Origin of the sequence: Paenibacillus sp. FSL R7-269 (assembly GCF_000517865.1) — a bacterium.
Lineage (GTDB): Bacteria > Bacillota > Bacilli > Paenibacillales > Paenibacillaceae > Paenibacillus_AQ.
Genome location: NZ_ASPS01000040.1, coordinates 50,671 through 62,565, shown reverse-complemented (window position 1 = coordinate 62,565; position 11,895 = coordinate 50,671). Strand labels below are relative to the sequence as shown.

14 protein-coding genes are annotated in these 11,895 nt (G+C 53.2%); 1 reads left to right on the top strand and 13 read right to left on the bottom strand.

Annotation, left to right across the window (positions count from 1 at the left end):
* Positions 1 to 238: hypothetical protein (locus tag C162_RS36965; protein WP_235218466.1), on the top strand; the 238-nt coding region annotated here is incomplete at its 5' end.
* 27 nt (positions 239 to 265) lie between these two features.
* Here the strand turns inward: C162_RS36965 and lysS are convergent.
* The 13 genes from lysS to hslO all read right to left on the bottom strand — a co-directional run bounded on the left by lysS (position 266) and on the right by hslO (position 11,885).
* Positions 266 to 1,780, bottom strand: a complete 1,515-nt coding sequence (gene lysS, locus C162_RS18810) for a lysine--tRNA ligase (protein WP_036696489.1) — start codon at positions 1,778 to 1,780, stop codon at positions 266 to 268.
* A 165-nt stretch (positions 1,781 to 1,945) separates the two neighbouring features.
* A complete protein-coding gene (gene greA, locus C162_RS18805; RefSeq protein ID WP_036696487.1) occupies positions 1,946 to 2,425 on the bottom strand; it encodes a transcription elongation factor GreA in 480 nt (159 codons plus the stop codon).
* Between the two features lie 224 nt (positions 2,426 to 2,649).
* Complete coding sequence (gene dusB / locus C162_RS18800) at positions 2,650 to 3,666, bottom strand: tRNA dihydrouridine synthase DusB (RefSeq protein WP_036696485.1); 1,017 nt, start codon at positions 3,664 to 3,666, stop codon at positions 2,650 to 2,652.
* 45 nt (positions 3,667 to 3,711) lie between these two features.
* Complete coding sequence (locus C162_RS18795; protein WP_036696484.1) at positions 3,712 to 3,921, bottom strand: helix-turn-helix domain-containing protein; 210 nt, start codon at positions 3,919 to 3,921, stop codon at positions 3,712 to 3,714.
* A complete protein-coding gene (gene folK, locus C162_RS18790) occupies positions 3,873 to 4,424 on the bottom strand; it encodes a 2-amino-4-hydroxy-6-hydroxymethyldihydropteridine diphosphokinase (RefSeq protein ID WP_036696482.1) in 552 nt (183 codons plus the stop codon). The genes C162_RS18795 and folK overlap by 49 nt, the downstream gene beginning before the upstream one ends.
* 9 nt (positions 4,425 to 4,433) lie before the next feature.
* Positions 4,434 to 4,796: a dihydroneopterin aldolase gene (gene folB / locus C162_RS18785; RefSeq protein WP_036696480.1), complete on the bottom strand. Its 363-nt coding sequence runs from the start codon at positions 4,794 to 4,796 to the stop codon at positions 4,434 to 4,436.
* 33 nt (positions 4,797 to 4,829) lie between these two features.
* Positions 4,830 to 5,687 carry a dihydropteroate synthase gene (gene folP, locus C162_RS18780; protein ID WP_036696478.1) on the bottom strand — a complete coding sequence of 286 codons (858 nt, stop codon included), beginning with the start codon at positions 5,685 to 5,687 and terminating at the stop codon, positions 4,830 to 4,832.
* Entirely contained in the window at positions 5,684 to 6,562 is an 879-nt protein-coding gene (locus C162_RS18775; RefSeq protein WP_036696476.1) for an aminotransferase class IV, read from the bottom strand. Before C162_RS18775 ends, folP begins: the two co-directional genes overlap by 4 nt.
* Positions 6,559 to 7,140: an aminodeoxychorismate/anthranilate synthase component II gene (pabA, locus tag C162_RS18770; protein WP_036696474.1), complete on the bottom strand. Its 582-nt coding sequence runs from the start codon at positions 7,138 to 7,140 to the stop codon at positions 6,559 to 6,561. Before pabA ends, C162_RS18775 begins: the two co-directional genes overlap by 4 nt.
* Entirely contained in the window at positions 7,137 to 8,759 is a 1,623-nt protein-coding gene (locus C162_RS18765) for an anthranilate synthase component I family protein (protein WP_036696472.1), read from the bottom strand. Before C162_RS18765 ends, pabA begins: the two co-directional genes overlap by 4 nt.
* Positions 8,760 to 8,933: 174 nt before the next feature.
* On the bottom strand, positions 8,934 to 9,872 hold the full coding sequence (cysK, locus tag C162_RS18760) for a cysteine synthase A (RefSeq protein WP_036696469.1): 939 nt from the start codon (positions 9,870 to 9,872) through the stop codon (positions 8,934 to 8,936).
* 174 nt (positions 9,873 to 10,046) lie between these two features.
* A complete protein-coding gene (locus C162_RS18755; RefSeq protein ID WP_051493677.1) occupies positions 10,047 to 10,991 on the bottom strand; it encodes a peptidylprolyl isomerase in 945 nt (314 codons plus the stop codon).
* A 9-nt stretch (positions 10,992 to 11,000) separates the two neighbouring features.
* A complete protein-coding gene (gene hslO, locus C162_RS18750; RefSeq protein ID WP_036696468.1) occupies positions 11,001 to 11,885 on the bottom strand; it encodes an Hsp33 family molecular chaperone HslO in 885 nt (294 codons plus the stop codon).
* Between the last annotated feature and the right edge of the window lie 10 nt (positions 11,886 to 11,895).

Sequence of the window (11,895 nt, the reverse complement as noted above, 5' to 3'; positions counted from 1 at the left end):
GATCAAGCTCGTTGTCAGCGCCGCTTATCGCGTCACCAGCAACTCTTATAATATATCACATCCAACCGATCAATGCAAGCTCTTTTTTCAACTTCTTTTCGAGCTCGGCGTTGATGTTTCGCGGCCAGAAATAGAATATATCACGGATAGAGATTCATTGCAAGCATTATTTCTAAATCATTTGACCAGAGCATTTAATCCCCCGATGCCAAGAGAACTGCCTGAGCAGCTCTCTTAGTTATCCGGGTCGGACTAAGAGAAACCCTTAGTCTTTATTACGCATATGTGGGAACAGCAGTACATCACGGATAGACGCTGAATTGGTCAGCAGCATGATCAGACGGTCTACACCGATTCCAAGGCCCCCTGTTGGCGGCATGCCGTACTCCAGAGCACGGATGAAATCATCATCCATCTCATGGGCTTCATCATTGCCCTGCTCTTTCTCGTGAATCTGTGCTTCGAAGCGCTGGCGCTGGTCAATCGGATCATTCAGCTCGCTGAACGCATTGGCATGCTCGCGGGCTACAATGAACAGCTCGAACCGGTCGGTGAAGCGCGGGTCCTCTTCATTCTTTTTGGCAAGCGGTGAGATCTCTACAGGATGTCCCATAACGAAGGTCGGCTGAATCAGCGTCTCTTCCACAAACTGCTCGAAGAACGCATTGAGGATATGTCCAAAGCTCATATGCTTCTCCACTGGTACCCGGTGTTCCTTAGCCAGAGCCTGTGCTTCTTCATCCGTCATCTGAACACCGAAGTCCACCCCGGTTACTTCCTTAACGGCATCCACCATAGTCACACGGCGCCAGCCTGGAGACAGATCTACTTCCTGTCCCTGATAATTAATCACCTGGGAGCCAAGTACCTCCTGGGCAATATGAGCGATCAGGCTCTCTGTCAGATGCATAATGTCCTTGTAATCCGCATACGCTTCATACAGCTCGATCATTGTGAATTCCGGATTATGGCGTGTTGAAATACCTTCATTACGGTATACACGGCCAATCTCATAGACTTTCTCCAGACCGCCGACGATTAGACGCTTCAAGTGCAGTTCAATGGCAATCCGCATATACAGCTGCATGTCCAGCGTGTTGTGGTGGGTAATAAACGGACGGGCCGCTGCTCCGCCTGCGATAGCATGCAGGGTTGGAGTCTCCACCTCCAAATAGCCCAGCGAGTCCAAATAACGGCGCATCGACTGGATGATCCGTGAACGCATGATGAAGGTCTGCTGTACCTCAGGATTAATGATCAGGTCCACATAACGCTGACGGTAGCGGAGTTCTACATCCTTCAGACCATGATACTTCTCAGGAAGCGGGAGCAGGGACTTGGACAGCACCTCAAGGTTATCTACTTTAATAGAGGTTTCGCCGGTCTTTGTCTTGAACAGGGTTCCCCGGATACCGACGATATCGCCAAGATCAAGGATCGTGAAGGCTGCATATTGTGACTCAGGGATACTGTCCTGGCGCACATAGATCTGGATTTTGCCGCTAAGATCCTGGATGTGAGAAAAGCTTGCCTTGCCCATGACCCGTTTCGCCATAATGCGTCCAGCCACACTGACCTCCAGCGCCAGCTCGTCCAGCTCTTCCTTGGTTTGCCCGTCGTATTTGGCCAGAAGATCGCCAGCAGCAGCGGTACGCTCATATTTCTTGCCAAAAGGATCGATCCCGAGTGCGCGGAGCTCGTCCAGCTTACCCCGGCGGATCTGCAGCAATTCACTTAATTCATTCTCTGTAGTTTCGACGTTGTTGATTTCTTCCGTCATGTTCTTCATCCTCTCTTACTCACTATACAAAAGAAGAAACGGCTCCACCCCGATCTTGAGGACAGTCCGTTCCGGTACAAAATATAAGCTGTATGTGTTCACCCATATTTTACGGCTGGTATTTACTTTGAAAAAAGCTTCCCTAAGGAAGCTTTCGGAACCGTCTTACTTCATTTTGATATCAAGAATTTTATATTGAATGACGCCTGCAGGGACACTAACATCCACAATCGTACCAATCTTCTTGCCGATGATCGCTCTGCCTACAGGGCTCTCATTAGAAATTTTGTTGTTCAGCGGATCGGATTCGGCAGTACCCACGATAGTGTACTCCATAATGTCGCCATACTCCATATCCTCAACGTTCACCGTTACCCCGATGCTTACCACATCTGTCACGATCTCATCGCTATTAATGATACGGGCATTGCGGAGCATCTTCTCCAAAGTAAGAACCCGTCCTTCAATAAAAGCCTGTTCATTCTTCGCGTCTTCATATTCCGAGTTTTCACTGATATCTCCGTAGCCGATGGCCACTTTGATACGCTCCGCCACCTCGCGGCGCTTCACGGATTTGAGGAACTCCAGTTCTTCTTCCAGACGCTTAAGTCCGTCCGGTGTAAGGATGACTTCTTTATCGCTCATCTCAACCGATTCTCCTGTCGTATACATTTATTGAAAACACCATACTATATGCGAATCCGGAGGGATCAGAACCCTCCTTCACCATTGCTCCTGCTGTAACGGCGATTTTATACTGTGAAATTATATTGGAACCGCTACAAAATGTCAATGACGCCCCATATAATGTTTAGCAATACTCAATAAAGCACACAGGAACGGGGCTTAGTCCCAGGAATATGTGAGGCTCATACGGCGAAAAGCTCGCTATCCGCGCTATTCTGGTCCTCATCCTGCCTAAGCTGACCGACAAAATCATTCAAAATCCGCACCATCTCGTCACGTTTCGTTTCTTCCATAATAACGTCCTTCACGCGGGCCGCCGCCTTAAAGCCCTTCAAATACCAGGCCAGATGCTTGCGCATCTCACGGACTGCCACCGCTTCACCCTTAAGGGCAATCAGGCGGTCCATATGAAGAATAGCTACCTTAATCTTCTCTTCGGCGCCAGGCTCCGGCATCAGCACACCACTATCCAAATATTGAATCGTCCGGTACAGCATCCACGGATTGCCCAGTGCGCCACGCCCGATCATTACACCGTCGCAGCCGGTCTGGTCCAACATCGCCCGCGCATCCTCCGGCGTATTCACATCGCCATTGCCGATCACCGGAATCGATACTGCCTCTTTAGCCATACGGATATAATTCCAGTCGGCGCGTCCAGTATAGAGTTGTTCGCGGGTCCGCCCGTGTACGCTAACTGCCGCTCCGCCAGCCCGTTCCACCGCACGCGCATTCTCTTCAACGAAGATATGCTCGCTGTCCCAGCCGATCCGCATCTTCACGGTGACCGGTTTGTCCACGGCCTCGACTACTGCGGATACCATCTCATAGATTTTGTCCGGATTCAGCAGCCAGCGTGCTCCGGCATCGCATTTGGTCACCTTCGGCACCGGGCAGCCCATATTAATGTCGATGATATCGGCATTGGTTTCTTTGTCGACAATTCTCGCCGCATCCACCAGCGATTCCCGATCTCCGCCAAAAATCTGCAGGCTCAGCGGTTTCTCGCGCTCATCGACAAACAGCATCTCACGCGTACGCTGGTTGCCATGTACGATCGCCTTGCCGCTGACCATCTCCGCACAGACCAGGCCAGTCCCGAATTCCTTGGCAATCAGACGAAATGCCGGGTTACATACGCCAGCCATAGGCGCCAGCACGACCTGATTCTTCAATTCAATATCACCAATCTTCAGCATGGCCCAATCACTTCCCTACCTCAATTTGTAACGTTCAGCCCAGTCTTATGGTGCCGGATGGGCCAATTCCTCTACTGTCACTTCCAGAAAATCCGCAATTTTATTTAAAATTTGATCTTCCAAACGTCGGTTGCCCCGCTCCACTGCGCCAAGCACAGCAAGTGATATTCCGACAGAATCCGCCAGTTCCTGCTGCGTGTAGCCCTTCAGCTTCCGGAACGCTCTGACCCGCATTCCCATACGTTTGTTGTCCACAGGCGAATTCCTGCCTTTCCGTCTATGTCTTGCAGCGCTGTTGTAATTAATCTGCGGAATCCGGAAGACTCTTCGTTCTGCGATAGGATATCGCTTAGCGGCAGAAGGACAAACGCCCGCTCCAGCATCCTCGGATGAGGCAGCGTCAGATCCGGCGTGTCCAGGGTCAGCCCCTCTACCCACAACAAATCCAAATCTACCGTTCTCGGTCCATACTGCACATCCCGGACCCGGCCTAACTGGTTCTCTGTGTCCAGCATCACATGAAGCAGCTCCTCGGGTGCCAGTGTGGTGCGCAGAACAGCCGCCATGTTAAGAAACTGAGGCTGATCCAGATAACCGACAGGCTCCGTCTCGTAGACCCGGGAGGTGCGCACTACTTCAATCTTGTCGTGATGCTCCAGCCGGTGCAGGGCTTCTCTCAAGGTGCCTTGACGGTCACCCAGGTTAGCCCCTAAAGCAATATAAGCCTCTGATGCCTCAGAGGTGGAAGGTATGTTCATCAGTCTGTCTCACTTTCTCGTCCGGCGCAATTCTACAGTGACTCCCTGGAAATGAATATCAAAAGGAGGATGCGGCTTGGTCACCTGGACCGTTACTGCATTGATAACAGTATAAGTGTCCAGTAACCCGGATGCAATATGTTCCGCCAAAGCTTCAATCAGCTTGAAGGACTGGGTTTCGACAATTTTTTTGACTACAACATGAACTTCAGCATAATTCACGGTCTGCTCCAGATCATCGCTGAGCCCTGCTCCCTGCAAATCAAGCTCCAGCTCAAGGTCGATATAATAACGCTGGCCGAGCTTCCGTTCCTCTTCAAACACTCCGTGGTAACCGTAGTACTCCATGCGGTGCAGCTTCATTTTATCCATTAAGGGTACCTGCCTTCTCTTGAAGAATATAGTCTATACGCAGAGCACAGGTGTCCCTGCATATAACATGGCGTCACACATCTCTACGGTACGTTTCATCGCCGCAATATCATGAACCCGAACAAGCTGACAGCCCTGCGCAATCCCGAAGGCGACAGTAGCCGCGGTTCCCTCAAGAACATCATCTGCGGGCAGACCGAGGGCGGTGCGGATGAATTTTTTGCGCGAAGTGGCCAGCAGCACCGGATATCCCAGCTTCGTTAGTGCGCTCAGACCGGTCATGACCTGAAGATTCTCTGTATAGTCCTTGGCGAAGCCGATTCCGGGGTCCAGAATAATATTCTCCGGCTTCACTCCCGCTGCCAGCGCCAGGTGAATGCTCTCGCTCAGGTCATCCGTCATATCGCTGATCAAATCGTTATAATTACGGTCATGCCGGTTATGCATCAGAATGATCGGACAGTCTGCCTGCGCAGCAACCGCCGCCATCTGCGGATCGGCCTTGGCTCCCCATACATCATTGATGATATGCGCACCGGCCTGAACCGCCTGACGGGCGACTTCCGCCTTGTAGGTATCTATAGAGAGGGAGAGATGCGGGGCGGCTTGATGGATGCGCTCAATGACAGGAAGTACACGGGCCAATTCCTCTTCAGCACTCACCGGCTGGTGACCCGGACGCGTGGATTCTCCGCCTATATCGATAATATCGGCCCCCTCTGCCGCCATTTGCAGCGCATGCTCTACGGCTCTATCCCGCTCCGTCCACAGGCCCCCATCCGAAAAGGAGTCCGGCGTCACATTGAGTATCCCCATAATCAGCGTACGCTTGCCCAATTTCAGCTCACTGCTTCCGCAGCGGTAAGTCCGTTCATAGATCATCGGCTTCATATCAGCATATCCGTCCTTTCTCTGTACAGCTTCATAAGTGCAGCCGTCTGCTCTCCACAGCGCCCGCTGCCTATGGTTACCCGCCGGTCTCCATTCCATAAGGTGCTTACTGGTACAATCTCCTGCACAGAATTGGTGAGGAAGATTTCATCCGCAGCCGCAAGCTGCTCCCAGCGGTACAAGCCCTGTTCAGGCTGAAGGCTGGCCGCTGCCAGCTCAAGCACCATTTCCCGGGTAATTCCCGGAAGAATGCCGGTGGCGATATCGGGGGTATAGAGCCGCTTATTGGAGATGAAAAAAATATTGCTCACAATGCCTTCGGCGAGCTCTCCCTGTGCGGTCAGCATCAACCCCTCTGCCCCTCGCTCTGCGGACGGATACCCGGCTAATTCACGTTTTGCCAAAATGTTGTTCATATAGTGCAGCGATTTGAGTCTTACCGGGCCCTCCGGGGTATTACGCCGGTGGTTCAGAAGCTGAAGTTCTTTGCCTTCCGTGTAAAGGCTGGCTGGTGTAAACGGAAGGGCTTTGATATAGAGCAGATGATTAGGCTGCTTATAGGCTACGGATGGCAGACCCAGAATATCCTCACCGGCCGTAACTGTGTAGCGGATATACGCCTCGTTAAGCTCATTCTTGTCCATTACAAGCCGAATCCATTCCCGCAGCCCCCGTACATCCGGCTCGAAGGGAATGCCCAACTGGCGGCAGCCCTCTGCCATTCTGCTCAGATGACGCTCCAGCAGGAAGGGCTGCCCCCCATAGGTGCGGAAGGTCTCGAACAGACCCATGCCGTACAAAAAGCCGTGATCCAGAGCGGAGACCACGGCGTCTTTGGCGTCGACTGCTTTGTTGTTAAGTCCTATATATTTCATGCCGGTTCTCCGGCTCTCCGTTTCAGGAAATTGCGCAGTATGGTATGCCCGTGATTCGTAATGATCGACTCGGGATGGAACTGTACCCCTTCAATCGGGTATTCCTTATGCCGCAAGGCCATAATCTCGCCTTCAGCGGTCTCGGCGGTAATCTCCAGACAATCCGGCAGACTCTCGCGTTCCACGATCAGTGAATGATAGCGTGTCGCTGTGAATGGAGACTCCAGCCCTTCAAATACGGAGGTGCCGTTGTGATGAATCGGCGAGGTTTTGCCATGCATAAGACGTTCTGCACGGATGACATTACCGCCAAAAGCCTGTCCAATCGCCTGGTGTCCGAGACATACGCCGAATATGGGGATGATGCCTTTGAAATGCTGCAGCAGCGCAAGGCTGATGCCTGCCTCATTCGGTGTGCAGGGACCCGGAGAGATCAGAATATGATCGGGGGCTAATGCTTCTATCTCCTCAATGCTGATCTCATCGTTGCGTGCTACCTTAACTTCTTCCCCCAGCTCACCCAAATACTGCACCAGGTTATACGTAAAGGAATCATAATTATCGATGACCAAGATCATAATGCGCTTCCTCCTTCGGCGCCGAGGGCAGCCCGCTCTTCCTGCTCGCGTTCACTGCAGAGAATGGCTTTGACTACCGCTTTGGCTTTGTTGTGGCATTCCCGGTACTCACGGTAAGGGTCCGAATCGATCACAATTCCCGCACCTGTCTGAATGTAGCCGATTCCGTCCTTCACTGCGAGCGTACGTATGATTATATTTAATTCCATATTGCCGTTATAGTCAATCCAGCCCATTGATCCAGTATATGGCCCCCGGCGGACCGGCTCCAGCTCTTCGATGATCTCCATGGTGCGCACCTTGGGCGCGCCCGTGATGGTGCCGCCGGGGAACAAGGCGGCAATGACATCGTACGCATCCCTGCCGGGTGCGACGATTCCCTCGACCTGCGAGACGAGATGCATCACATGCGAGTATCGCTCTACGGTCAGCAGCTCCGGCACGCTGACCGTTCCGTAGGCAGCGACACGGCCGATGTCGCTGCGCTCCAGATCGACAAGCATAATATGCTCGGCGATCTCCTTCTCGCTCCCGCGCAGTTCCGCCTCCATGGCGGCGTCCTCCGCGGGAGTATGGCCCCGCCGCCGGGTGCCGGCAATGGGGCGGGCGCTGACCTTGTCCCCGTGCAGCTTGACGAGCAGCTCCGGCGATGCGCTGGAGAGCGCGAAGCCGGGCGTGCGGAGCAGCCCCATGTACGGGGACGGGTTGAGTCTACGGAGCCATTCGTAGACGTCCTCGGGTGTCGATTTGAGCTGCGCCTGCTGGCGCAGCGAGAGGTTTACCTGGAATACATCCCCGGCGCGGATGTATTCCTGGACCTTCAGCACAGCCTGCTGGAAAGGCGCAGCAGAGAAATCCGAGCTCATGCCGGGCCACTCGCCGGTAATCTCGGCCTCGCTCTCTACCCTGCGGGTAAGCCCGGCGTACCTTGCAGCGGCGGCTTCTTCCGGCCCTGCCGGTGCGTAGAGAAGGCTCCACTGCTCCAGCATCCACTCCGCACGGTGCACAGCAGCCTCATACAGACTCCTTAGCCCGTCCAGGTTACCGGATAAAGTATCCGTTACAGGAATATGAACTGCACAGTAGAGCTGCTGCTCCTGCTCATCGTAGATCCACACTTCTTCCAGTCTCATGAACAGATAATCCGGAAATTCAGGGTTGTTCCTAGCAAGCGACGGCAGCTTCTCCAGGGAACGGGCCACATCATAGCCAAGAAATCCGATACAGCCTCCGGTGAATGGCGGCAGACCGTCAAGCGGCAGGCGGGGAGACGTATATTCCCTCATCCATTCCTGCAGCACTTGCAGCGGTTGGCCTTCCGTTACGGCAGACTCTATATGCCCTGAAGCCTTGGCTCCGGGAGTATAGCTCTGTGCAACAGCTCCTCGGCCTTCAATGATGGAGACAGGACTTAGACCCAGATAGGTGTAGCGTCCGCCCTTGCCGCTCTCCAGGACAACCGAATAGGGGGAAGCCTGTTCCCAGGCCTGCTTCCAGCTGCGGGGCAAGCCCTGATTGTCCTGCCGTTTCCTCAGGATCAGGGGCAAGACGCTCCAGGCTTCATCTGCCTCTGCCCACTGCTCCCAATCCTGCCAAGCCGTTAAGATCTCCACAACCATTCTCCCGCCTCATCGATAGTTTATTGCCTGTCAGTATACTGTACATAGGGTTACTTTGAAAAGCCCAAACGCCGCATGAAATATATTCATTCTTATATTTTCACAAAAAGAGCCTGCGCTATCCCTGTGAAAGCGGATAGGGCAGGCTCTTCTAACGAGCTGAATTCTCAGCAATTATACTTCAAAGTTATAGAGCGGAGTGCTCAGGTAACGTTCGCCGTTACTTGGGATGATAACAACAATCTTCTTGCCTGCGCCCAGTTCCTTCGCTACCTTCAGTGCAGCAAACACAGCCGCACCGGAGGAAATGCCGGACAGCACGCCTTCTTCCTTGGCTACGCGGCGGGCAGTTTCGAACGCTTCATCATTCTCAACATGAATAATCTCATCATAGATATCCTGGTTCAGAATTTCTGGCACGAAGTTAGCGCCGATACCCTGAATCTTGTGCGGGCCCGGTTTGCCTCCAGCCAGAATCGGTGAAGCTGCAGGTTCTACCGCATAGATCTTCACGCCCGGATATTGACTCTTCAACACTTCACCCGCACCGCTGATCGTTCCGCCTGTGCCGACACCGGCAATGAATGCATCCAGCGGGCCGCCGACAGATTCAATCGCTTCAACGATCTCCGGTCCAGTGGTCTCGCGGTGGATCTTCACGTTAGCCTTGTTCTTGAACTGCTCCGCAAGGAAATAATCCGGATTCTCGCTCAGAATCTGCTCAGCCTTCTTAACCGCACCGTTCATTCCTTCCGATCCCGGAGTCAATACCAGCTCAGCGCCGTAGGCACGCAGCAGGTTGCGGCGCTCAAGGCTCATCGTTTCCGGCATAACAATAATGGCCTTGTAACCTTTGGCAGCTGCCACAAGCGCCAGGCCGATCCCTGTATTACCGCTGGTTGCTTCTACAATCGTGCCACCCGGCTTCAGCTTGCCTTCTTTCTCAGCCTCTTCTACAATGCTGATGGCAATACGGTCTTTCACACTGGAGCCTGGATTCTGGTATTCCAGCTTCAGGAAGATCTCTGCCGAACCTTCCGGAACAATCCGGTTCAGGCGGACGAGCGGTGTGCCACCGATCAAATCTGTTACACTGTTGACGACTTTAGCCATGAGTAAAAACCTCCTTGGAATGATAAATGAATTAGGGTGCGGAACTTATGACAGATGCTATCAGCATATATTACCGTAGCTCCCGGTTCGCAATGCCTGGGTAACTAACAGTTGAAATTGTACCGCTTAATATTCCCGACTAAATCAGTAGGTTTTATATTTAATTTCATATTATCAATCTTGCAGGCTGTTGTCAATATATATTGCTGTATCGTATTTGACCCGTAATTCACGCTCCACCTGCTGCAAGGGCGCTGCCTGCTCCAGTCTCAGCTGCTGGCCGATCATCCGGTGCAGCTCCTCCTGGTCCGGCTTCACAGGATCAATCAGCTTCTCCAGACGGATCACCGCATACCCGCCGTCAATCTGCAGCGGTCCTGCGATATCCCCCTTCTCAAGCCCGGCTGCTGTCTCCAGCAGCTCCTCAGGCCAGAACGGGTCCTTCTCCTCGACCGTTCCGATACTGCCGCCGTGCTGGCGGCTTTCCTTGTCGATCGAGACCTCCCGGGCCAGCTCTGCAAAATCCTCCCCCTGCTCCAGGCGGTCCATCACTGTACCGGCCTCGTTATAGGTGGAGGTCTGGATGATAGAGAGCTGCATTTGCTTGCGGGGCATGAATCTCTCGCTATTTTGCTTCAGATAATCATCAATTTCCGCTTCACTGACCGTAATTCCGGCCGTAGCTATTGCCTGGAGTGTCAACCGGTATGCCGTCTCCTCACGCAGCTCCTGGCGGGATAGTCCAAGCTCAGACTCCATCTGCTGATAATACTGCTCTTCTGAGCTATAACCGGAGATACCGCGCAACAGTTCCTGCTCAATCTCTTCATCCGTGACCGTAATTCCCAGCGCTGCAGCTTCCTTACCCACCACAATGTGATTGAGCATATTCAGCAGCACTTCTTCCCCGTGCTTCTTCTGAAGCTCCTCTATCCATTCCTGTTCCGTGACCGGCTGGCCTCCGGCAGCAGCGACATCCGAGGCTTCTCCTTCAGCCGTCTCTGCCTTCAGCAGTGCCATGGCACGCAGGCTCCAGAATAATAGCCCTCCCAGCACCAGCGTTGCCACGGCAAGTAATATAACGGCATTGCGCAGCGCGCGCTCCTGTCTTGTCACCATCTCATATCCCTAAGACTTCGCTTGATCGAGGATTACCTGCAGTTCATCCTTGTTAAATACATAGCTCTCATTGCAATAATGGCAGACGACTTCTGCCGTATCATCTTCTTCAATCAGCCGTTCCAGTTCGTGCTCACCCAGGCTGACCAGAGTCTGCTCAATCCGTTCCCGTGAGCACTGACATACAAAGCGGACCTCCAGCTCATCCAGGATCACAGCATCCGGCAGCAGCAGCCGCAGCATTTCCTCAGGCTCAAGCCCCTGATCCAGCACGGACGTAACCGAAGGCATGGCTCCAACCGCTTGCTCAACCTCGGTAATTTGCTCATCTGTCAGGCCGGGCAGCAACTGAATAATAAAGCCTCCAGCAACTCTAACCGAATTATCAGTCTCCACCAATACTCCAAGTCCTACAGCAGCAGGCGTTTGCTCCGAGAGAGCAAAATAATAAGTGAAATCCTCACCCAGCTCTCCCGAAACGATAGGCACACTGCCGCGGTACGGCTCCTTCATCCCCAGATCCTTGCTGACATCAATGAAGCCTTCCGTTCCTACCGCCCCTGCGACATCCAGCTTGCCCATACTGTTGCTTGGCAGATGAACATGAGGATTGTTAACATAGCCGCGAACTTCTCCCAGGGCATTGGATTCAGCCGTAATCTGCCCGAGTGGACCGTTTCCTTTGACCATAATCGCGAGTTTCTCCTGCCCCTTGAGCATGGCCCCCATTATAGCTGCGGCCGTAACCGTACGTCCAAGCGCTGCCGTAGCCGTCGGATACGTATCATGTCTGCGCCGCAATTCATCGACAAGCTCTGTGGTACGGACAGCGAACGCTCTGACTCTTCCGTTCATAGCCGTCCCCCGGACCAGCCGGTCCTTCTTATTATCCATTGGGTGCATA